This is a genomic window from Bacterioplanes sp. CLAM21 (genome assembly GCF_059641015.1).
The window spans coordinates 3,437,126-3,459,352 of record NZ_CM184929.1 but is presented as its reverse complement, the minus strand read 5'-3'; the positions used below and the strand labels follow the sequence as shown (position 1 = coordinate 3,459,352).

The 22,227-nt window shown below is 48.4% G+C and carries 17 protein-coding genes; 9 read left to right on the top strand and 8 right to left on the bottom strand.

Going from position 1 to position 22,227, the window contains the following annotated elements:
• Positions 1–54: 54 nt before the first annotated feature.
• Together AC55FS_RS15845 and AC55FS_RS15840 are read right to left on the bottom strand one after the other, a co-directional pair.
• Positions 55–558 (bottom strand): DUF6228 family protein, encoded by a 504-nt coding sequence (locus AC55FS_RS15845; RefSeq protein WP_496933232.1) that lies wholly within the window; start codon positions 556–558, stop codon positions 55–57.
• Complete coding sequence (locus AC55FS_RS15840; protein WP_496933231.1) at positions 497–793, bottom strand: hypothetical protein; 297 nt, start codon at positions 791–793, stop codon at positions 497–499. Before AC55FS_RS15840 ends, AC55FS_RS15845 begins: the two co-directional genes overlap by 62 nt.
• A 741-nt stretch (positions 794–1,534) precedes the next feature.
• Between AC55FS_RS15840 and AC55FS_RS15835 the strand changes: the two genes are divergently transcribed.
• The gene (locus AC55FS_RS15835; protein WP_496933230.1) at positions 1,535–2,500 is read left to right on the top strand and encodes an alpha/beta fold hydrolase; all 966 of its coding nucleotides are present in this window, start codon (positions 1,535–1,537) and stop codon (positions 2,498–2,500) included.
• A 1-nt stretch (position 2,501) separates the two neighbouring features.
• Here AC55FS_RS15835 and mltF read toward each other — a convergent pair whose 3' ends face one another.
• Complete coding sequence (gene mltF / locus AC55FS_RS15830) at positions 2,502–3,872, bottom strand: membrane-bound lytic murein transglycosylase MltF (protein ID WP_496933229.1); 1,371 nt, start codon at positions 3,870–3,872, stop codon at positions 2,502–2,504.
• A 467-nt stretch (positions 3,873–4,339) separates the two neighbouring features.
• On the opposite strand from mltF, the gene purL reads away from it, so the two are divergent.
• The 3 genes from purL to phhA all read left to right on the top strand — a co-directional run bounded on the left by purL (position 4,340) and on the right by phhA (position 11,478).
• Positions 4,340–8,245, top strand: coding sequence for a phosphoribosylformylglycinamidine synthase (gene purL / locus AC55FS_RS15825; RefSeq protein ID WP_496933228.1), 3,906 nt, complete (start codon positions 4,340–4,342; stop codon positions 8,243–8,245).
• A gap of 421 nt (positions 8,246–8,666) precedes the next feature.
• A complete protein-coding gene (locus tag AC55FS_RS15820) occupies positions 8,667–9,932 on the top strand; it encodes an RCC1 domain-containing protein (protein ID WP_496933227.1) in 1,266 nt (421 codons plus the stop codon).
• 727 nt (positions 9,933–10,659) lie between these two features.
• Positions 10,660–11,478, top strand: a complete 819-nt coding sequence (phhA, locus tag AC55FS_RS15815) for a phenylalanine 4-monooxygenase (RefSeq protein WP_496933226.1) — start codon at positions 10,660–10,662, stop codon at positions 11,476–11,478.
• A 130-nt stretch (positions 11,479–11,608) separates the two neighbouring features.
• On the opposite strand, the gene AC55FS_RS15810 is transcribed toward phhA, so the two are convergent.
• The 3 genes from AC55FS_RS15810 to AC55FS_RS15800 form a co-directional block, all read right to left on the bottom strand.
• A complete protein-coding gene (locus AC55FS_RS15810) occupies positions 11,609–12,307 on the bottom strand; it encodes an SDR family NAD(P)-dependent oxidoreductase (RefSeq protein WP_496933225.1) in 699 nt (232 codons plus the stop codon).
• 18 nt (positions 12,308–12,325) lie between these two features.
• Positions 12,326–12,607 carry a 4a-hydroxytetrahydrobiopterin dehydratase gene (locus tag AC55FS_RS15805; RefSeq protein WP_496933224.1) on the bottom strand — a complete coding sequence of 94 codons (282 nt, stop codon included), beginning with the start codon at positions 12,605–12,607 and terminating at the stop codon, positions 12,326–12,328.
• Between the two features lie 238 nt (positions 12,608–12,845).
• The gene (locus tag AC55FS_RS15800) at positions 12,846–13,742 is read right to left on the bottom strand and encodes a LysR family transcriptional regulator (protein WP_496933223.1); all 897 of its coding nucleotides are present in this window, start codon (positions 13,740–13,742) and stop codon (positions 12,846–12,848) included.
• Between the two features lie 137 nt (positions 13,743–13,879).
• On the opposite strand from AC55FS_RS15800, the gene AC55FS_RS15795 reads away from it, so the two are divergent.
• Genes AC55FS_RS15795 through maiA form a run of 4 tightly spaced genes read left to right on the top strand, consistent with a single transcriptional unit; the run spans position 13,880 to position 17,858 of the window.
• A complete protein-coding gene (locus AC55FS_RS15795) occupies positions 13,880–15,073 on the top strand; it encodes a homogentisate 1,2-dioxygenase (RefSeq protein ID WP_496933222.1) in 1,194 nt (397 codons plus the stop codon).
• A 46-nt stretch (positions 15,074–15,119) separates the two neighbouring features.
• A complete protein-coding gene (hppD, locus tag AC55FS_RS15790) occupies positions 15,120–16,193 on the top strand; it encodes a 4-hydroxyphenylpyruvate dioxygenase (RefSeq protein ID WP_496933221.1) in 1,074 nt (357 codons plus the stop codon).
• 10 nt (positions 16,194–16,203) lie between these two features.
• Entirely contained in the window at positions 16,204–17,232 is a 1,029-nt protein-coding gene (locus tag AC55FS_RS15785; protein ID WP_496933220.1) for a fumarylacetoacetate hydrolase family protein, read from the top strand.
• Positions 17,229–17,858 carry a maleylacetoacetate isomerase gene (maiA, locus tag AC55FS_RS15780; protein WP_496933219.1) on the top strand — a complete coding sequence of 210 codons (630 nt, stop codon included), beginning with the start codon at positions 17,229–17,231 and terminating at the stop codon, positions 17,856–17,858. The genes AC55FS_RS15785 and maiA overlap by 4 nt, the downstream gene beginning before the upstream one ends.
• Positions 17,859–18,105: 247 nt before the next feature.
• Here maiA and aroQ read toward each other — a convergent pair whose 3' ends face one another.
• Both aroQ and AC55FS_RS15770 read right to left on the bottom strand, forming a co-directional pair.
• Positions 18,106–19,293: a gamma subclass chorismate mutase AroQ gene (gene aroQ, locus AC55FS_RS15775; RefSeq protein WP_496933218.1), complete on the bottom strand. Its 1,188-nt coding sequence runs from the start codon at positions 19,291–19,293 to the stop codon at positions 18,106–18,108.
• Between the two features lie 596 nt (positions 19,294–19,889).
• Positions 19,890–20,630 (bottom strand): substrate-binding periplasmic protein, encoded by a 741-nt coding sequence (locus AC55FS_RS15770; RefSeq protein ID WP_496933217.1) that lies wholly within the window; start codon positions 20,628–20,630, stop codon positions 19,890–19,892.
• A 441-nt stretch (positions 20,631–21,071) separates the two neighbouring features.
• Between AC55FS_RS15770 and AC55FS_RS15765 the strand changes: the two genes are divergently transcribed.
• Positions 21,072–22,217 carry a histidine decarboxylase gene (locus AC55FS_RS15765; protein ID WP_496933216.1) on the top strand — a complete coding sequence of 382 codons (1,146 nt, stop codon included), beginning with the start codon at positions 21,072–21,074 and terminating at the stop codon, positions 22,215–22,217.
• Positions 22,218–22,227 lie beyond the last annotated feature (10 nt).

The following is a 22,227-nucleotide window of genomic DNA, read 5'->3' as shown; positions in this document are numbered from 1 at the left end:
TAAAGCATGGGCGGAAAAACCAGAGCGAAGCGGCGGTTTTTGAGTCCAATGCCTTTACTTGTTAGCAGTGGGATACAGGAAGTGCTTTGCATCTCGCGCTACACACTCCAGTTGCCCTGCCTCTATTATCATTGCCACTTCTGAACTCCAGAATGGCTCCCAGTTACCCGACCTCACTTTTATTGTGAGAGTGACATGGCCAGTGCTGTCAGATTTTGCCGACATCATGTATTCACCTTCGAGGGCAATCCATTCCTTTTCACCCTCCCAGCCTTTCCAATAACTAGCTAGCAATGAGAAAAATTCGGATGGGCTTTCACCATAGGGTGAATTGCAGACACGGATGGTTGCTTTCATAGCCCTGCCAGATAGAGACAGAGAGTAATACTCAAGCCAGCCCTCAAAATTTAGCTCTGGTGAATGAAACTCTACTGATATTTCTTTATCGCTACTGATCTTCATCTCTAGTGTCTTCTGGTGCAGCTTGTTATGTGAATTATGCATTAAATTTAAAATCTTCTGCTTCAATTGCAATTTCATCGCCAGATTGTATTTCAATGCTGTATCTTTTTGGAGTCGTGAGTTTTGTCCCGTTTATGCTGGATGAAGTACCCCATTTTTCTTGGTGTGGAATAGAAACACAAGTTACAGCATTAAAGCTTAGGGTGAAATCAACAAGCCCATCTATTTTTTCACTGTAACATTTGCCATTTATGGTCAGTGTTTTATCTTCCCATAAATAAGAAATTGCTTTTATTGTGGCATCGTGCAGGCCTAAATCTTCAAATTTCATATGGTGCTAATTTCTTCATATAACGGTTTAATAGTGTGCGTGCTTGTTTTTCTAGCTGGGATCATTAGAGGTGTCTATGCCAATCCATTGATTTACAACTGGATAGTTTCCTTTCTTCCACAATTCCTCCCGAAAGAATGTGCTTGCCTACTATCCAGGTGGCTTCAAAGCTCAGACGCGCAAATACTAACCGATTGATTTGTCATTTAAGCTATCACCCTGCGGAAATACAGACAAGCCGACTGGTAATGTGCGTCACTGTTTGTCGCCAATAAACACGACTACGAGCACAAGCAAGACATCATCTGTATGTTTTGAGCACGGTCTCGCGCCTAGGTCTTCCGCGCCTTGGCAGGCAGCCTGAGTTGACAATGGCTGTGCCCGCAGGGGCTGCCTGGGCGGCAGCACCAGCCAACATCCTGCCGGGATGCAGGCTGTTGGCGTTGCGGCGACCACAACATTGGTAACGAAGGAAATACGGCCTGCGCAGCGCAAAGCAGGGAGTTCGCCGGCTTTGCGTGAGGGATAACCTCAAGGAGGGCATAGGGCTTGGCGGAAAAGAAAATATAACCACGAGGACAGAGCTTCAGCTCTGACCACAGTTCAAACCGGTACCAACTAAATGCCAGCGCCGCATTCTTTGACGACACTCTCGCACTTACACCTTGGCAGGCTACCACCTTTACTACCATTCCCGCCCCCCAGTAAAGTAAGCCCCCACACTTTGGGGAAATAACAATAATGACATCTCCTAGCATGACCACGCTGGCGTTAAAAACGCTACTGGCTTTCAGTCTGTTGCTCATCGCAGGCTGTATGCCAATAAAAGAGCAATTGTTTGATTGGGGTCTAGCAGGCGAGCGGGCGCTATCGAATTTAACGCTGAAACATGTTCAAGTTGGTGAGCAGCGCTGGGCCTATTTAGATTCTGGCCAAACTGGTGATAGCCGACCGGTTGTACTTTTGCTGCACGGTTTTGCCGTCGATAAAGATAACTGGCTGCGTTTTGCGCGCCATTTGCCAGAGTATCGAGTGATTGCGCCGGATTTGCCTGGCCATGGCAGCAGCAGTTTTGATCCCAATGCCATCTACAGTTTTAGTCAGCAAAGTGCCTGGCTGGCACAGTTTATTGAGCGACTGGCGTTACCACCGCTGCATTTGGTGGGCAACTCGATGGGTGGTGGCATTGCATTGCTATTGGCCGAGCAGCGGCCAGAGGGGTTGCTGAGTCTGACATTAATGGATGCCGCTGGCGTTTTTCCACCTGAGCGCAGTGAGTTTCAGCGTTTATTAGAAGATGACGGTGACAATCCACTGGTGATTCGCTCAGCGCAAGACTTTGCCCAATTACAGGCGCTGGCGCTAGAAAAGCCACCATTTTTGCCCTGGCCGGCAGCTGAGGTATTAGCCAGTCGGGCGATGGCACGTAGCGATATCAATCATAAAATATTCGTCGATATTCACACCGAGGCTGAAGGTTTGCGTGGCACGGATGAAAATCTTAAGCGCTTACAGCGAATTAATCTGCCAGTATTGATTATTTGGGGGCAGCAGGATCGCATATTGGACGTCAGTAGCGTAGCCGTGTTTCGCCAGTATCTGAGTGATAGTGAAGCGCATATTCTCCCCGGTGTAGGGCACGCGCCCATGTTAGAAGTGCCTCAGCTGAGTGCGACGTTATTAAAACGGTTTATTGAACGTAGCTGAATTACAGTAGGGGCGGCACTTCTTTGGTTAGCGCGGTGAGCATTTGCTCGTCGGTGGTGATGGTTTGCGGCTGCTGGTCGTTCCATACCAGCACGTCGTAATAGCGGCGAATATTTTGCACGTACTCGACCGGTTCATTACCACGGGCATAACCATGACGGGTATTGCGGTAGTAGCGTTTTTGACTGAGCAAGGGCAGGGCGTCTTTAACGTCCATCCAGCTATTGGGATTGCCACCCATTTCGCGGGCGATTTTACGTGCATCGCTTAAATGACCATAGCCAACGTTATAGGCAGCCAGTGCCATCCAAGTACGGTCCGGCTCGTTAACGCCATTTAAGCGCTTGCGCAATTGCGCCAAATAACGACTGCCGCCTTCAATACTTTGCTTTGGGTCGAGGCGGTTTTTTACACCCAGCTCTTTGGCGGTGGTGCGGGTCAGCATCATCAGGCCGCGTACACCTGTATAGCTGCGGGCATTGGCGCGCCAATGACTTTCTTGATACCCCACGGCTGCCAATAAACGCCAGTCAAACTCATGTTGCTGGGCGGCCGTTTCAAAGTGCGGTTTGTATTTGTTCAGCTTTTTATCGGCTTGATTCAAAAAGTGAATGGCGCCGACATAGTCTAACGATTCTAGGTGGCCATAATAGCGCTCTGCCAGTCGCGCCAAGCGAACTTGGGTGGTGTGTTGGCGAAAGAACTCATCGGCAGCTTTATGTAGGCTGTCATCGCGGCTATGGGGAAATGCCCAAGCAATGGGCTGCGGCGAAATCAGCTCAAAACCTACAGCCAAATTAGGAAAATACGCCTGCAACAATTCAAATTCGTTGGAATCGACCACGGTATAGTCGACCTGTCCCGACTCGACCAGGTGCAATAAATCGGTCACGCCAAGCTCATCGGTTTCGCGCCAGCTGAGCGAGGGTGCTTGCTCACGCTGCAGTTGGCGCAGGCGCAGCGCATGGCTGGAACCAGCATTGACTACTAGGGTGCCCGTTGATAGGGCGTCTAGATTTTTTGGTTTGCCACTGCCACGGCGATAAATCACCTGCTCAGAGACATACATATAAGGCTCTGCAAAACGTACCCAGCGCTGGCGCTCGGCAGTAATGGTGAGTCCGGCTGCAGCCAGCGAAGCCTGGCCCGATTCTAATGTGGCGAACACATCGTGAAGATTGTCAGCCACCACCATACGCAGGTTAACCCCCAGATGGTCGGCAAAGGCTTTGGCCAGTTCGTACTCGTAGCCCACCTCACCACTGCGATCTTGAAAATAGGTGGTAGGGCTGTTGCGTGTCACCACCACCAGCTCACCACGCGCCTGGATGCTATCCAGTTGCGAGGGGCGAATGCTACCGGTCAGTGCCATCAGGCACAGGATTGCTAGCATTGATCTGATGATTAGACCGAAAGAGCCAAATCGCATAAAAAGCCTTAAATTCTGCACCAAAATGGTGCATAAGTGCAGTTGGGCGACCATTCTAGCGTGTGATTTGCTTACAGAACAACCACAAACGCTGTAAATATGACCAGCGGTAGCTGTCAGTCTTTCAACTCTGTGCGCTAAGTCATTGAAATGCTTTGAATTTTGTATTGACAAATTTTATGTTGCTAGATTAACAACAATACACGCGGTTCTGCTCTAAAAGTGATCGTTTTTTGATCAAATTGGCGCTGCAATTCATGCTTAAGTTGACCAAATGGTTGGCTTTTTTTGGCGTTGAGGCCAGTACTGGTGCTTGCTAGCGGGTGTTGCATGGCTGGAGAAAACAGGGTCAATCCAGTATGATTCGCGTCTTTCCGAACCACTGCTCCCAACCCTCTGGAGTTCACACCATGCTGACACTGCGTGGCGCACCGGCGCTTTCCGACTTTCGTCAAAACAAGATTCTGAGCAAGTTGCAGCAGGCCGATGCCGCTGTTACCTCGGTTTATGCTGAGTTTGTTCATTTTGCCGATCTCTCTGCTGCGCTGGCAGATAATGAGCTGCAGGTATTGGAGCGTATTTTGCGCTATGGCCCCAAAGCCGAGGTGCAGCAGGGGCAAGGTGAAGCCTTTTTGGTGGTGCCGCGTTTTGGCACCATTTCTCCTTGGTCATCCAAAGCCACCGACATCGCTCATAACTGTGGCCTGGAAAAAGTCCTGCGCTTGGAGCGCGGTATCCTTTATTACGTTGACGGTGTGACTGCTGGCAACCGCGACGCCATTGCCAGTGCCCTGCATGATCGCATGGTGGAAGTGGTGTTGGCCGAAGCCAGTCAGGCCGAAGCGCTGTTTTCTCACGCTGAGCCTGCGCCGCTGGAAAGCATCGACATTTTGGCCGGTGGCCGTGATGCCTTAGTAGCCGCCGATCAGCATTTGGGCTTGGCACTGGCCGATGATGAAATCGACTATTTAGTTGAGAGCTTTATCAAGCTTGATCGCAACCCTACCGATGTTGAGCTGATGATGTTTGCCCAGGCAAACTCAGAGCACTGTCGCCACAAAATCTTTAATGCCAGCTGGACCATCGATGGCGAACAGCAAGATAAATCGCTGTTCCAGATGATTAAAAACACCTACGAGTGTTACAGCGACAATATTTTATCGGCCTATAAAGATAATGCCTCTGTGATCAGCGGCCATAAAGCCGGGCGCTTTTTCCCAAATCCAGATAATAGAGGCTATGCGTATCACCAAGAAGATATGCATATTTTAATGAAGGTCGAAACCCACAACCACCCGACCGCCATTGCCCCGCACTCGGGTGCCGCCACTGGCAGCGGGGGTGAAATTCGCGACGAAGGTGCCACTGGCCGTGGCTCTAAACCCAAAGCAGGTTTGACTGGCTTTACCGTCTCCGACCTTAAAATTCCAGGTTTTGAACAGCCGTGGGAAAGCCAGTACGGCAAACCAGAGCGCATTGTCTCGGCCCTCGATATTATGCTGGAAGGCCCGATTGGTGGTGCTGCCTTTAATAACGAATTTGGCCGCCCGAATTTGAACGGCTATTTCCGTACCTTTGAACTGCAGCACGACGGCGAGGTTCGTGGTTATCACAAGCCCATTATGATTGCGGGTGGCTACGGCAATATTCGCGGCGAGCATGTGCAAAAAGGTGAGATTCCCGTTGGCGCACGCCTGATTGCCCTTGGTGGCCCAGCCATGCAAATCGGCCTCGGTGGTGGTGCGGCATCCAGTATGTCGTCGGGTCAGTCTAATGCGGATTTGGACTTTGCTTCGGTACAGCGCGAAAACCCAGAAATGGAGCGCCGCTGCCAGGAAGTGATCGACCGCTGCTGGCAGTTGGGCGATGACAACCCCATTGCCTTTATTCACGACGTCGGTGCCGGTGGTTTGTCCAATGCCTTTCCTGAGCTGGTCTCCGACGGCGGTCGCGGTGGTCAGTTTGAGCTGCGCAATGTGCCTAACGACGAGCCTGGCATGAGCCCGCTGGCGATCTGGTGTAACGAATCCCAGGAACGCTATGTGATGGCCGTGGCCGAAGCCGATATGGAGCGCTTCGATGCTATCTGCGCACGCGAGCGTTGCCCGTATGCGGTGGTTGGTATTGCTACTGAAGAAGAGCATTTAACCGTTAGCGACAGCCACTTCGATAACAAGCCCGTTGATATGCCGCTGCAGGTATTGCTGGGTAAACCGCCACGTATGCACCGTGATGCCACTTCACGTGAGGTAAAAGCCGAGGCCTTCAATAGCAGCAGTATTGATTTGGCCGAAGCGGCTAAGCGCGTACTGACGTTGCCCACGGTGGCGTCGAAAAGCTTCCTGATTACCATTGGCGACCGTTCTATTACTGGTACTGTGGCGCGCGATCAATTTGTTGGCCCTTGGCAGGTGCCAGTGGCCGATGTGGCGGTGACGACCTCCTCTTATGACACCTATGCCGGTGAAGCCATGGCGATGGGTGAACGTACCCCGGTGGCACTGCTGGATTCGCCGGCGTCGGGTCGTTTGGCGGTGGCCGAAGCCATTACCAACTTGGCGGCAGCGCCGATTGCCAAATTAGCGGACATTAAAATGTCAGCTAACTGGATGTGCGCCGCTGGTCACGACGGTGAAGACCAAAAACTGTACGACACGGTCAAGGCTGTGGGCATGGAGCTGTGTCCTGAATTGCAGGTGACCATTCCCGTGGGTAAAGACTCGATGTCGATGAAAACTCGCTGGCAAGAAGCTGGTGAAAAAGGTGAGATCGAAAAAGCGGTAACGGCGCCAATGTCGCTGATTATTACCGGTTTTGCGCCCGTCACTGATGCACGCAAAGTGCTGACGCCACAATTGCGCGCTGACCAAGGCGAAACTGACCTGTTGTTAATTGACTTGGGCCGTGGCCAAAATCGTTTGGGCGCTTCTTGTTTGGCTCAGGTATATGGCCAGGTGGGCAGTGTACCGGCCGACTTAGATGATGCTGAAGATTTAAAAGCCTTTTTTGCCGTTATGCAGGGGCTCAACCTGGATGGCAAACTGTTAGCCTATCACGACCGCTCCGATGGTGGTTTATTCGCCACCCTAACGGAAATGGCCTTTGCCGGTCACTTAGGGTTGGATATTAAGATGGACCTGCTGGCCGACAGCGAAGACGAGCTGGCAGCAGCGTTATTTGCTGAAGAGCTGGGCGGCGTCATTCAAGTACGCCGCGACGATCTAGAAGAAGTGTTAGCGCAATTTGAAGCGGCCGGTCTCGGTGATTGCACTCAGGTGATTGGTAGCATTAACGATGACGACCAAATTACCTTTAGCTTCCAGGACGAAGAATTCCTTAGTGAATCGCGCGTTAACTGGCAGCGTTTATGGTCACAAACCAGCTATGAAATGCAGGCCCTGCGTGATAATGCTGATTGTGCCAAGCAAGAGTTTGATGCGTTGTTAGATGCTGATGATCCAGGTTTAACGGCGGAATTATCTTTCGATATTAACGAAGACCCGGTGAAAGAATTATTAGCCTCTAATTCTTCTGCTTCCGAGGCGCCAAAAGTAGCGATTCTGCGAGAGCAGGGTGTGAACGGCCAAATCGAAATGGCTGCTGCTTTTGATCGCGCCGGCTTTACCGCCATCGACGTGCATATGAGCGATATTCTCTCCGGTAGCGTTACCTTGGATCAGTTCCGTGGCTTAGTGGCCTGTGGCGGCTTCTCTTACGGTGACGTATTAGGCGCGGGCGAAGGCTGGGCCAAGTCGATTCTGTTTAACGAACAGGCGCGTGAGCAATTTAAAGCCTTTTTTGAGCGTGGCGATACCTTTGCACTCGGTGTGTGCAACGGCTGTCAGATGCTGTCGAACTTGCATGAGCTGATTCCAGGTGCCGAGCACTGGCCGCACTTTGTTCGCAATATGAGCGAGCAATTTGAAGCCCGTGTGGCCATGGTGGAAGTGCAAGAATCCGACTCTGTCTTCCTGGCAGGCATGGCCGGTTCACATATCCCGATTGCCATCGCTCATGGCGAAGGACGAGCTGAATTTGCAAACGAGTCAGACATTGACGAGCTGGCCGGTCAAATCGCTCTTCGCTACGTCAATAATTATGGCGAGGTAACCGAGCAATACCCAGCCAACCCGAATGGCTCACCTCAAGGCATTACCGGCCTGACCGCTAACGACGGTCGCGTTACTATTATGATGCCGCACCCAGAGCGGGTATTCCGCACCATTCAAAATAGCTGGGCACCGGATCATTGGGATGAAGATGGCGCTTGGATGCGTATGTTCCGTAACGCCCGAGTATGGTGTGAGGAAAACTAACGGAGTGTTTCTGTAGGTGTAAAAACGGCCGCTATCGCGGCCGTTTTTGTTGTTGCGGGTTCATTGCACTTTATAACTAAAATGTAGCTTAAATATGATTGCTGCAGAACAGCAGGCCCAAGTGAAAATATGCCGGCTTCAACTTGTTTTAAGTGCGCCATGATATGGTTGCCCGAGTAATGTGGTCTGGGTCGCGCGTTTTATTCATGCAGGGCCTTCTGCGCTTAGGTTGCGAGAAGACTTTTTTGGTTGCTGTTATTTTTGGGGAGATTACCGTTTCAGATACCTGATCTGACGGCATCAGGTCTCTATGGTTGAACAGAGGGTTCTATAAATCTAGTCACCCAAATGGATGCGTTAGTGTAAGATCTCGGTACAAATGGAGTTGATATTTGCCAATGTTTTGGAGGAATCCTGCCAAATGAGATTTACACTGCTAGCACTTTCGGCTGCTGCGTCCATTATATCGGGCTGCGGTGGCTCAGGCTCGTCATCTGATCCGGTAGCTGTTGATCCCGATCCAGTCACTGTTGAACCTGATCCTATTCCGCCTGCTGACAACACGCCAACCGAGAATAGCTCTATTTATAGAGAGCTAATAGGCGGCGGTGCCCATATGTGCGGCATAACAACAGACGATGCACTCTATTGTTGGGGCGAGGATGCGGTTGGTGAAACAGGCATCGCACAAAACGTAGAAAAGCGTTCACTCAGCCCCACTAAAGTTCCTGACTTGCCACCGGTAAAGCAAGCCGTCGGCGACTACGGACGTACCTGCGCCCTTGATGAGGCGAACCTGGTTTGGTGCATGGGGATCGGGCGAAATGGGTGGGGTAATGAAGCCGGTGAACGCGATATCCCACTGCAGCCATATCAAATGTTCGAATTGGCACAAATCGACAGATTAGCAATAAGTCAGGATGCCGTTTGTGCACAACAACTGGGTGCAAATATGTATTGTTGGGGAAAAAATGCCAACAACAGCCTTAATGTTGCCAGTGATTCAACCTATGTCATATTCCCGAGTGAGTTTGTATGGGGTAATTTAGACAAAAGTAGCTCAGTGGCCATGGCGTCGGGAAGTACTTGTCTATTGCCTGAAAGCGGAATCCCATACTGCTTTGGATACAACCCAGATGGAAGCTTAGGAATCGGTAGCAATAGTAATAATGTTGTCACCCCTGAGCCCGTGGTTATGCCAGATAATGTTCGATTTTCAGATATTGTTGCAGGCTTTGGTTATTTTTGTGGTGTGAGTCAAGATAAAGAGGTTTATTGTTGGGGCTATTATGGTGAATCCAGCGATAACGAAGTTGAACGTATCAAGACGCCAAAAAAAGTTGATGCTGTTAATAATGTTGAGTCACTGACTGCTGGGTATAATGGAGGCTGTGCATTGACATTAAGCGGTCAGGTAAAATGTTTTGGTGGCAATGAAACTGGCCAATTGCTGCATGGGAACTCATCGTCAGGCTGGATAAATGAGGCTGTAACGATTTCATTACCCGGAAAAGCAGTGGCAGTGGCATCTTCTGAATACTTTAATTGTGCGATTGGTGATGAAGCATTTGATGGCGATGTTATTTGCTGGGGTGATATTGCTTCTGAAAACTATCTAAACCAAGATCCTGCTGTTGATAGAATGAGCTTTGGCACAATTCGATTAGAGAAGGAAGTCCAGCCTTAGTTTGATTGGATTTGTGGTGGCCGGTTAACGCCGATCGCCACAAAATTAGCCATCGATTTTATTGCTGCTAGTATCGTGTTTATTTTATATATTTATGGCTGATTTAGCATTACTTCCCGTGTTGGAAGATATGCTAACTAAGTCTGTGTGAGCTGTTCTCGATTTGTCAATATGGCAGCAATATTCCAGGGTGCCAAGATGCTTGGCCTTCGACCAATAGAAGGTCTCAGTGGTAGGCATCTCGGGAGAGGCGTTTTAGTTTTATACGCCTGTGTCGAATTTAATTTTTTGGTGCGTCACACCGAAAGCTTCTTTACTGAAATTATCAGCATTAGAAAACAATCCTTCATAACCAAATGGCTTGTTATTCTTGTAATGGATACACAAACAAGCCATCAGTTTTTTCAGTGAAAAACGCCTGTCTTAACTGACCAAACTGCCATCACCTCTCGCTCTTTTTTCTGATAGCCGCTTTGGTAAGTCCAAAGGTGCCGCAAGGTAGACAATACCTATCATAAGCGTTTAAATCATAACCATGTGATCTAAGTCGCCACAAAATGATGACCCGGACGGAATGACCCTTCCGACCTCACAATTGTTGATGATCGCCACAAGCGAACGTCGCCGACTTTACAAAAAATGCCTGTAACTTCTATTGGGTAACAGGCGCATAATATAGTCATGGACGCATAGGGTTTACCCATCCTGAGCGTTGAGGGTGTTAACTATGGGCAGTACTGCACACAATATCGTTATAGAAGCCGTCCCCGGCTCCAAATACACGGCCAAAGAGCCTGATGAAAACGGCCTGATCCGCTATTCCGCCGACGAGGATGCGGTCTGGAAAGACCTAATTGAACGCCAGCAAACTGCCGTTCAGGGCGTTGCCTGCCAGGAATTTGTCCATGGCATGGAGCTTCTTGAATTACCGCAAGATCGTATTCCTCAGCTGGCTGAAGTGTCTGAGCCACTTGCTCATGCCACGGGTTGGAGCGCAGCGGCGGTCCCCGCGCTGATTCCTTTTACCACCTTTTGTAATTTACTCGCCAATAAGCGTTTTCCGTGCGCTACCTTTATTCGCACCCGGGACGAGTTAAATTATCTCGAAGAGCCGGATATTTTTCATGAAGTGTTTGGTCATTGCACCATGCTGACCAATCCTAGCTTTGCTGCCTTTACCGAAGCCTACGGCCAGCTTGGATTGGGAGCTAATGACGCACAAAGAACATTCCTGGAACGACTGTATTGGTTTACCGTCGAGTTTGGGCTGCTAAAGACCCCTGAGGGCATTCGCGTTTATGGCGGAGGCATTTTGTCATCCATCGGCGAAACTCAGTACGCCTGCAGTAATACACCGGATCTGCGTCCGTTCAATGTGTTGGATGTGTTAAGAACGCCTTATCGCATTGATATTATGCAGCCCATTTATTATGTGTTGGAAAGTATCGAAGACCTGTTCAAAATTGCGCATATGGACCTGTTTTCTGAGATGAAGAAGGCCGAGCAGTTGGGTATGTTCGAACCAGAGTTTCCTCCCAAAGCCTAATCGTTATAGGCTGCTCCAGTTAGCTTCTACAGCCAATAAATGCCAAGCAAGCCTTGGCATTTATTGTGCGAAATCGCGTTGCATTTACAGTGCCTGTAGAGGCGCTGGTTGCATACTGCGGGCGCTTGACCTAGCTCAGGCCCGTCACTGGTATCAGAGCGCCATGTAGCGCCTTGGCCGCATCAGACGCCAGAAAGCCAATCACATTGGCCAAATCGTCCGGTGCTACCCAGCTGTTATGGTCTGCATCTGGCATGGCGCTGCGGTTATCGGGCGTGTCGATGATGGTCGGCAAGAGCGCATTCACGTTGACCCCTTTGCTGCGCACTTCCATGGCCAGAGCCTCTGTAAAACGCATCAGGGCGGATTTACTGGCGCAATAGCTGCCCATCTGCGCTATGCCTTGGTGGGCCGCAGTGGCACCCACTGTGATCACTTTGCCAGTTTTCTGCTCCAGCATGATCGGCACGACCTGTCGGACCACGTTAAGGACGGTCTTCACGTTCAGGTCATTCATCTGCTCCCATTGCTCCATGGGGGTGTCGTATACGCTATTGCCCATGGCAAAACCACCGGCGACGCAGACCAGAATATCAATTCGACCTTTTTCCGCGATGATATTTTGAATGCATTGTTTAACGTCTTCTGCATTCACTAGGTCACAGGTTTTTTGGCTTATGTTGTGGTCAGAAAAGCGGGTGGTTAACGACTCTTTTGATCGGCCTAATGCCACCACCTGTGCGCCCTGATGATGAAAGTGATGTACGACCGCAGGGCCTAAACCTCCGGTTGCACCGGTTACCAAAACAACTTTTTCAGCAAAACTCATCGTGCTTCCTTTAGGGTTCTATTGTTGAGATATGTTATCCATGGCAACAGCCAGATTAATATCATTTTCAGTAAGGCCGCCGGTATCGTGGGTGGTCAGCGTGGTTTCTACTCGGTTATACACGTTGAGCCATTCTGGATGATGGTTGGCGGCTTCTGCCTCAAAAGACACACGCAGCATAAAGCTCATGGCATCGCGGAAATCGGCAAATTTAAAGACTTTGTGAATGGATTTTTTGTCTTCGGCTAGCTGCCAGCCGCTGGTTAATAGTGCTTCGGGAATGTCGGTAAGATTCGTCATTTAAATCTTCCTGTTCATTATTTTTGATGTGCTTATTGATCCGTCTGTGAACCAGTTGAGCTGGTCACTCGTGTTTTTACTATGGAGTAATTCACGGTGAAATGTCTATGGCAGAATCATCGTCGCCAACTAGCCAGCGCCTCTGCCTAGAAGCAGACACAATGTCTGCGCTGGCACTCGACTGGGTATTTTCAATGCTGTCAGCATGCCTTTGTATAGTGGCTGTTGCAGCTATGCATCAGCCTTCAAATTGCTGAAATGCTTTGCCGACCAGTTCAGCAATAATTCCGCCGGCTTTTCCCAGTCGTGGCTCATTGCGATAAACCAGCATGGGCGTAAATGAAACCCGTGATCCAGCCCGGTAATTAAGCTCGATCAGGCTGCCTTCGGCCAGTTCCTTTGATACCTGGAACACCGGCATCCAGCCAAATCCGAGGCCCATCTCAATTGCCGTTTTCTTGGCCGAAAAGCTGTGCATATAAAACACCCGATCGCCACCAAACTGCATGGAATCCGACCGTGAAGATGCGTGCTCGCTGGTATCGTTGATGGTCAGTTCAACATGGTCGTGCAGCTGATCCAGCGCTATGTTTTTCTTCCCGGCTAGAGGGTGATGGCTGGCTGCTACCAATACCAAGCTAACGGGCGTTAGCGGGACAGCGGTGAGGGAGGGATGTGGGGAATAGTCCTTGGCCAGCATGATGTCGGCGTTGTCCTTTTCAAAGCGCATCTGCACGCCGCCCAATGCCTCCACTTTGACTTGAATGCGTGTCGGAATATCCCGATCAGCCAGGGACTTAAGCGCGCCCATAATAGGCACCATGGGTAGTGCGCCGTCGATCACCAGCTCGAGTCGGGGTTCCCAGCCTTCGGTATAGCGCTCGGCAAGGTTTTCAATGCGCTCGGCCAGCTGCAGCATGCGTTGAGCTTCCGCCCAAAGAGCCTGGCCCTTGGGTGTGAGGGTGGCGCGGTAGTGACTGCGATCAAAAATCTCAATATTCAGTTGCTGCTCCAGTTTACGAATTTGGTAGCTCACCGCTGACTGGGCCTTATGCAGTTTGTTGGCGGCTTTGGCGAAACTGCCTTGTTGAATGATGGTGTCTAAGACCCTGAGGGCTTCCATATCCACTTTCATTGGCGTACCTGTCAATTTCCATGAGAATCAATCTATATCTAACTAATAGATCAAGATGATGCAAATATTATTCTTTTTTTAGTTCGTCAACGACACACAATGGAGACATCGATCAGATTTCGGACGAGGCTGTACGCATGCCGTTTTATGTCAAACAAGGCGAGTTGCCTGCTAAGCACCACGTAACCTTTTATAAGGATGCCCAGCACCCAGGTGTTCAGGCTGGACAGCAAGACGAACTGTACCGCGAAGAGTTGGTGTCGACTCATGGCTTTGCCAGCCTGTACAGCACCAAGTATCACCACAATATGCCCACCAAAAGCCCGGCGGTTGAGCGGCTGCATATTGAGCACGGTGCGCTGTGGCAAGACAGTTTGGTACAAAATTATAAACTGGATAGCCGAAAAACGGATCGTCAGGGCAATTTCTATAACGCTCGTAATCGTCTGTTTTTCAATCAAGATCTTTCAATTCACACGGCGCGTGTGACAGAGCCCACCGATCAGTTTTATCGCAACGCCTACGCTGATGAGATTATTTTTGTACATGAGGGCGAAGGTGAATTGCTGTCGGAATACGGTCGCCTGGAAGTACGCCAGTGGGACTATCTGGTGATTCCGCGTGGCACCATCTATCAGCTTCACTTTAATAATTACGATAATGTCCGTTTGTTTATTGTCGAGGCGAACTCCATGGTGGAGATTCCCAAACATTATCGCAATGAATATGGCCAGTTGCTGGAAACGGCGCCCTACTGTGAACGGGATGTTCGAGCGCCACAGCTGACCGACCCGATCGTGCAGCAAGGCAACTTCCAAGTGATTAGCAAATATCGCGATCAATACCAAGCGCATCAGTTGCAGTGGCATCCATTTGATCTGGTGGGCTGGGACGGTTATCTCTACCCTTGGGCATTTAATATCAAGGATTTCCAGCCCATCGTTGGCAAAATCCATCTGCCGCCTAGCATTCATCAGGTATTTGGCGGTCGGGGATTCGTACTCTGTAATTTTGTTCCTCGTCTGTACGACTTCCATCCTGAGGCCATCCCCGCGCCTTATTATCACTCCAATGTTGATAGCGACGAGGTGCTGTATTACGTCGATGGCGACTTTATGAGCCGCACCGGTATCGATGCTGGATACATCACTTTGCACCAAGGCGGCGTTCCTCACGGGCCTCAGCCTGGTAAAACAGAAGCGTCCATCGGCGCCAAGGAAACTCAAGAATATGCCGTAATGGTGGATACCTTTGCACCATTACAGCTCACAGAAAACGTCAAAAATACCATGGCCGGTGATTATCACCAGTCATGGCTCGAATCTGAATAGACAACTGAAGCTAAAAAATAACAAAGATAGCAAGCGAGGTAGCACCATGAATACTCAGTTCACTACAGAGCACCAAGCAGACGATACACAGAGCAACCCTTTAGGGCTTCGCGGTATCGAATTTACCGAATTTGCCACACCAGACAGTGACTTTATGGAAAAGGTGTTTTTGGACTTTGGTTTGTCAAAGCTAAAAACCTTCAAAGGCAAGGATATTCTGTATTTTAATCAGAACGATATTCACTTTCTGATGAACAACGAACGCAAAGGCTTTTCTAAAGGCTTTGCTGAACGTCACGGGCCTGCGATTTGTTCTATGGGCTGGCGCGTTGATGATGCTGACTTTGCTTATGAGCAGGCAGTAGAGCGTGGTGCAAAACCGGCTAACGATATCGATAAAGATCTTCCTTATCCGGCTATCTATGGTATTGGTGACAGTCTGATCTATTTTATCGATCTGTTTGGCGATAAAGGTTCCATCTATGAGGTGGATTTTGAAGACCTTGAGAAGCCGGTCAAGGTGCCTGAAAAAGGCTTTATGAATGTCGATCACCTGACCAATAATGTGTACAAAGGCACCATGGATAAATGGGCCAGTTTTTATAAAGACATTTTTGGTTTTACTGATGTTCGTTACTTTGATATTCGTGGCAAAAAAACCGCATTGATCTCTAATGCACTGAAATCGCCCGATGGCAGTTTCTGTATTCCGATTAATGAAGGCAAAGACGACAAAAATAACCAGATCGATGAATATCTGGACGAATACCATGGCCCTGGTGTTCAGCATCTGGCCTTTGCTTCTAGAGATTTGCTGTCGTCGCTGGATGCTATGGAAGGAACCAGTATCCAGACGCTAGATATCAATGATGATTATTATGACGAGGTGTTCGACCGAGTGCCCAATGTAACCGAAGACCCAGCGCGCATTCAAAAACACCAAGTGTTGGTGGATGGCGATGAAAAAGGTTATTTGCTGCAGATCTTTACTAAAAACCTGTTTGGCCCAATTTTTATTGAGCTAATTCAGCGCAAAGAACATCATGGCTTTGGTGAAGGTAATTTCCAGGCGCTGTTTGAGTCTATTGAGCGGGATCAGCAAGCCCGCGGTGTCATCTAAGGGGTTTGTAATGAAACTTGCCAGTCTTAAACAAGGGCGTGACGGTCGATTGATCGTTGTCTCTCGTGATCTCAATTCTGCTGTTGAAGTGCCGCATATTGCTGGCACTATGCAGGATGCTTTGGATCGCTGGGCGGAAGTCGAGCCTGAGCTGCAAAGCGTTTATCAACAGCTGAACCATCAATCATCTGACTTAGCGGGCGTATTTGAATTTCGTCCGCAGGATTGTGCCTCGCCGCTACCACGTGCTTATCAGTGGGCCGATGGCAGTGCATACGTCAATCACGTAGAGCTGGTACGCAAAGCGCGTAACAGCGAAATGCCCGACAGCTTCTGGACTGATCCGCTTATGTATCAAGGTGGATCAGACAGTTTTATAGGCCCTTGTGATGATATTCCTTTGGGCTCAGAAGAGTGGGGTATCGATTTTGAAGCAGAAATTGCTGTTGTGACCGATGATGTGCCGATGGGCGTGTCTGAAGCGCAAGCAGCAAGCCATATTCAGTTATTGATGCTGGTGAATGACGTTTCTCTGCGAGGTTTGATTCCTGCAGAGCTGGCTAAAGGCTTTGGCTTTTTTCAGTCTAAACCTTCCAGCAGCTTTTCTCCGGTTGCCGTCACGCCTGATGAGTTAGGGCCTGCGTGGGAAAACAGCAAAGTGCATTTGCCACTCAATGTAGACTATAACCGTCAAGCGTTTGGTCGTGCTAATGCCGGTCAAGATATGACCTTTAGTTTTGCTCGTTTAATTTCTCATGCAGCGAGCACCCGCCCGCTGTCTGCTGGTGCCATTATAGGTTCGGGCACTGTCTCTAATAAGCAAGACACTGAACATGGGTCGGCCATTAGTGATGGTGGTGTTGGTTATTCCTGTATTGCCGAAGTACGGATGATTGAAACCATCAACACAGGATCTGCGAAAACCAGCTTTATGCACTTTGGTGACCAGGTTCGTATTGAAATGCTAGACAGTGATGGTCAGTCTATTTTTGGTGCCATCGATCAAACCGTCGTTGAGTACCAAGGCCATAAGCCATGATGATTCTGTATGACTATTGGCGCTCATCTGCAGCCTACCGGGTGCGGATAGCGCTGAATCTGAAAGGCGTGACCTACGGACAAATACCAGTTGATCTGCGACTGGGTGAGCAAAGTCAGCAGGCTCACCTCAGTCGACAGCCTCAAGGGCTGGTTCCCGCGCTGCAGATTAATGACGATGATTGCTTGACTCAATCCCTTGCGATTATGGAATGGTTGGAGGAAGAGTATCCTGAGCCAGCCCTGTTGCCTGGCGATGCGATCATGCGCGCCAAAACACGCAGTCTGATGAATCAGATCGCGGCGGATATTCATCCTTTAAATAACTTGAGGGTGCTGAAATATCTGGTGAATGAGTTGGGGCTATCCGAAGAGAAGAAAACCCAGTGGTACCATCATTGGATCAGTGTTGGTTTTTCAGCTCTGGAAAAGCAGCTGGACGATGGGCCTTACTGCATGGGTGATATGCTGACCTATGCCGACGTCTGTTTGGTTCCTCAGGTGTATAATGCCTATCGCTTTGAGGTTCCCATGGATGAGTTCCCCAAAATCCGGGTGGTATATGAGCATTGCATAGCTTTGTCAGCATTTGCTGATGCAGCTCCCGAACAGCAGGCTGGTGGCTGAACTAGGGTTGTCGTTAGATGTGGTGCTTAATGGCGCGCTAGTGCCTTCTTAGTCGAGGAGGTACTTCTTTTATTAGTGCTCGTTCTTAGTCGCTGCGGTTCCAGCTTATAGCTGTAAACTGGATTACTTCACTGACTGGTTTTTACAATGACTACGAGACTTGCAACCCGAGTATTTTAACTCGGGTTGCGATTAGGTCTTTTTATAGTATCTCTGGTGGCTGTTTTATGATGTAAAGGCTGGTCTTTTACTTGCATTCACTGTCTTTTTTCACATTAATCAGCGATGAAAATAAACGCTGTTTATCATTTTCTGATAGGTGCTTAATATCTAGTTGTGAGTGAAATTTCTGAAAGAACTCATGCCCCAATTGGCCGTGATTGCTGAGGTGTAAGGATAAGCTTTCTAGTATCTTTGTCCCGAGGCTGTTTAATGATTGACGCAACGAAGTTAAGTCAGTGCTCTGCTTTGGAGTGCCTTCAGATAGCCACTGAGCTCTATATCGATATTGAATCGCCTTGGCAGCATCCATTTGTGCCTGAAAAAACTCGGAGACACTGGTTGCATCCAGGCATTGCTGTTTGGCTGAATCCAGTGATTTCTTAAGTACCAGCTTTTCTCTTTCAAGATCTTCTACAGCACGATGTTGTTGAGCTTTGAATAGTGCGACGGCTTTCATATGGCTTAAGCGATCATTTATCAGAGAAAAGAGCTCAGTGGCCGACTGTCGTCTGGTTTGAATCAGCGCATTTGCTTTATCTACAAGGTCTGTAAGTTCTGCTCTGGCCTGTTCAGTGCTGATTCGTTGTTTGCGTTTAGCCATATGCATTAAAGCAAATAATGTTCGATTGTCGGCATTGTTCTGTATGCCTTTATCAACGAGCTCTAGTTGAGGGTAAACCTTCTTAAGAGCGCAGCTTCCAACCGCCACTGCGCCGGGTTTTAGCTGATCAGTTGCCAATAATCGTGCGGCTTCATTGGTGCCTTTTGGCTCAGGAATTGGTGTAATGTTATTGGCTTTCAGCCAATTTCTGATCTGTTTAAGTGCTGCTGGGTGAGAGGCGGCCTGCGTTATTTTCTGGTCTTTTTCTTTAGCAAATACACACATTTCGATGGGCATGCGGACTGCGGTCTTGAGGTCTGTGATTTGGTAGTCACGCATGGCTTCGACAATAGCAGGTACCAAGTGACCTTCAATGGTTGAGTTTTCTATTGCGCTGAACGCCCATGTGCCATGTTGGACTGCTTGTGCATATGTATTGCTTGGCGTGCCTGAATAATGGCGTTGATAGCTTTCTTGCCCTGCGAGCAGGTCAAACGCCGCATGATTGAAGCTACCTTGTCCGGCCTGAATGTACACTTCATTGGCGTGGCTAGGCAGTGATGCAAAAATTGTAGCTAAAGTGAAAGTAAAAGATCGAGTTAAGGATTTCAAAAGGGTTCCAAAGGTTCATTAGCGCAGGTTGATTACACTATCAAAGTTGGAGCATTCTGTCTTGCCGAGGACTGTTATGCAGGCAGTTGAGACCATATGAATATCCACCCAAACGTGACAGCCTAGTGTAACAACTTAGGAGTAAGTACTTATTGTGGTCTATTCATTCAGATCAGAAATTAAATGACATACTTGATATGAATAGATTGGCCAATAAAGTATCCGTGCATCTTTGCTGCTAGTACTATCGCTATCCCGTCAGACAGAGTGGTGATGGAAAATGATCAAACGTTTGGAGCCATATTGAAGGGTATGATGCGGCTTATATTACAGGGCAATGATATGATTGTTTTTTGGTGGTGAAAAAAGCTTGCTCTCGAAGTACTCAGTGGAATAGGACTGGCCATCGATATTGAGTTGATGTTCGTTCGACTTGGGCGTAGTGCTCAGCAGGCTTTCGGCGACGGGTAAGCTGGAGGCTAGGAACAGATAAGTATCTACTCCTATCTCTTACCACCAATGCGTTAAGGCGTTAAGGCGTTAAGGCGTTAAGGCGTTAAGGCGTTAAGGCGTTAAGGCGTTAAGGCGTTAAGGCGTTAAGGTAAAGTAACCTGGTACTTATCTTTCAATGCTTTTACAGTGAACTCGTTGTTTGTTAACCAGTCGTTAAATTGCTTAATCACTTCTGGATGTTTAATGCTAGACAATAAAAAATGATCTCTTGAGTGTGGTAGGTCATTCTTAAACTCTAATAAATCTGGATTCTTAAGCGTATTATTTAGATAGTATCTAGACACAATGACATTAAAGTAAGCGCCTTGAATACGCCCTGATTCCACCATGGATACTAACGCTTTCATATCTGTCGACTCTGAAAGCTTCATAGTACCTTTGCTGATGTCATCCATATAGGTCCAGGGAGTAAAGCCGCGTAAGGTGCCTATATTCTTAAAATTATCGATATTCAAATTGTTATTGCTTTTGAGGGCCATAATGCCGTCAATAAACTCGACTGTACTATCACTGTAAGTGATGTTTTGCCCTTGCTTCATATTAGAAGCCCACTTGGGGTTGTCAGGGTACTTAAAATCCAGATTACCAGTGAGGAACTCACTAAATAGGCGTTTAATGGGTAAAGCCTTGTAGGTAAAGGTATGGCCTGCAGAGGCAGCGAAGGAGTCTAACAACTCTCGTGCATAACCTTCGTAGCTGGATCCTTTGCCTTGGTACAGTGGGTAGTACTCCAACGCCTCTACACCGATTACATAGTTGTCTGCTTGGGTATTACTGCCAAAACTGATTAGCGCCACTAGTATGCCGATGGTGAAAATTTTCATGATTGGCGTCTCCGGTTCAGGTGTGCTTATCGAAAAACAGAGATTCTTATTTCGTTGCAGTCCCTGTTGTCAGCTTGAGTCTAGGAAAGCTTGTGGTTAAAGCAATGGACTCATGAAGCCAACATCAGAAGTTCGGCTGATGTTTGTTGTCGGTGTGATCTGCTAGGCTCGCCGCGAAAATTTTGGGAGGTGACACTGCGGCTTGGGCGTGAACTCGTCGATGCAATAATACCGATTTTTGCTGTGGCAGAATTTGGACAGCAAGTCGAATTTTGTCTACAGCGAGCACCGGGCTATTCAACGATATCTTAGCCTTAATGGTGTGGCATTGGGTGATTATATTTTGATTGTTCAAATAATGGATTGTCTCAGGCCGGTGTTGGGTTGACTCCCAGTGATGCAGATAATTAATCCGAGCTATCGGTTTTTAAAGGAGTTAATATGCCATTATCTTTTGAAGACTCTCAAAGATTGAAAGAGTTGTACAATGTTTGCCAAGAGAATCAGCATCAGATGCTGGGTTATCCGGTATCATCAGATTTTGATTATCAGGAGTTATGGCCATTTTTGCAGTTTTCTATTAATAACGTTGGTGATTGGGCCGAGGTGTCGAATTACCCGTTAAATAGCTGCGCGTTTGAACGAGATGTGATTGAGTACTTTTGCCAGCTATTTCACACTACTATGGATCGCTGTTGGGGGTATGTTACCAATGGTGGTACCGAAGGCAATATGTACGGCTGTTATCTGGCCCGTGAACGTTTTCCCGATGGTGTGGTGTATTTTTCCAGAGATACTCATTATTCAGTGATGAAGATCGTACGTTTCCTGAATATTGAGTATTGTGAGATAGCATCGCAAGGGAACGGCGAGCTAGATTATGATGCTTTAGAAGATGCTCTGAACGCTAATCCTAACAAATCCCCCATTATTTTTGCCAATCTTGGCACCACTATGTTAGGTGCGATAGACGACTTGGAACAGATTCAGCAGCGTTTGCATCGGGCTGGCTTTGGGCGTGATGACTATTACCTGCACGCCGATGCGGCGTTTCATGGTTTGATTATTCCTTATGTCAATAATCCTCCTAAGTATTCTTTTGCCGATGGCATTGATTCTATTTCTGTCTCCGGGCATAAGATGCTGGGTTCTCCTATTCCTTGCGGTATTGTACTGGCATTGAAGCAGCATGTTGATCGAGTTAGTCACGTCATTGAATATATTGCTACCGCCGATAAAACTCTGACCGGTTCACGCAATGGTTTGACGCCACTATTTTTATGGCATTTTATTCGCAGTAGCAACGAACAAGAGAAGAAGCAGCGCATACAAGACTGTTTAGCCTTGGCCGAGAAGACGGTCCAAGTGTTGAATAGACATAATGTTCCGGCTTGGCGCAATCTTAATTCTAATATCGTTGTTGTGCCTAAACCGTCTGAGGATATCTGGCGTAAGCATCATCTTGCCGTGGAAAACGAGGTCGCCCATATCATTATTGCTCCGCAGACCGTCAGTGATGAAACTAGGCTACATCAAGTGATGGATGATTTGATTAGTGATAATGCCAGCGAAGAAATAGCCAGTTAAAGCAAGCAGA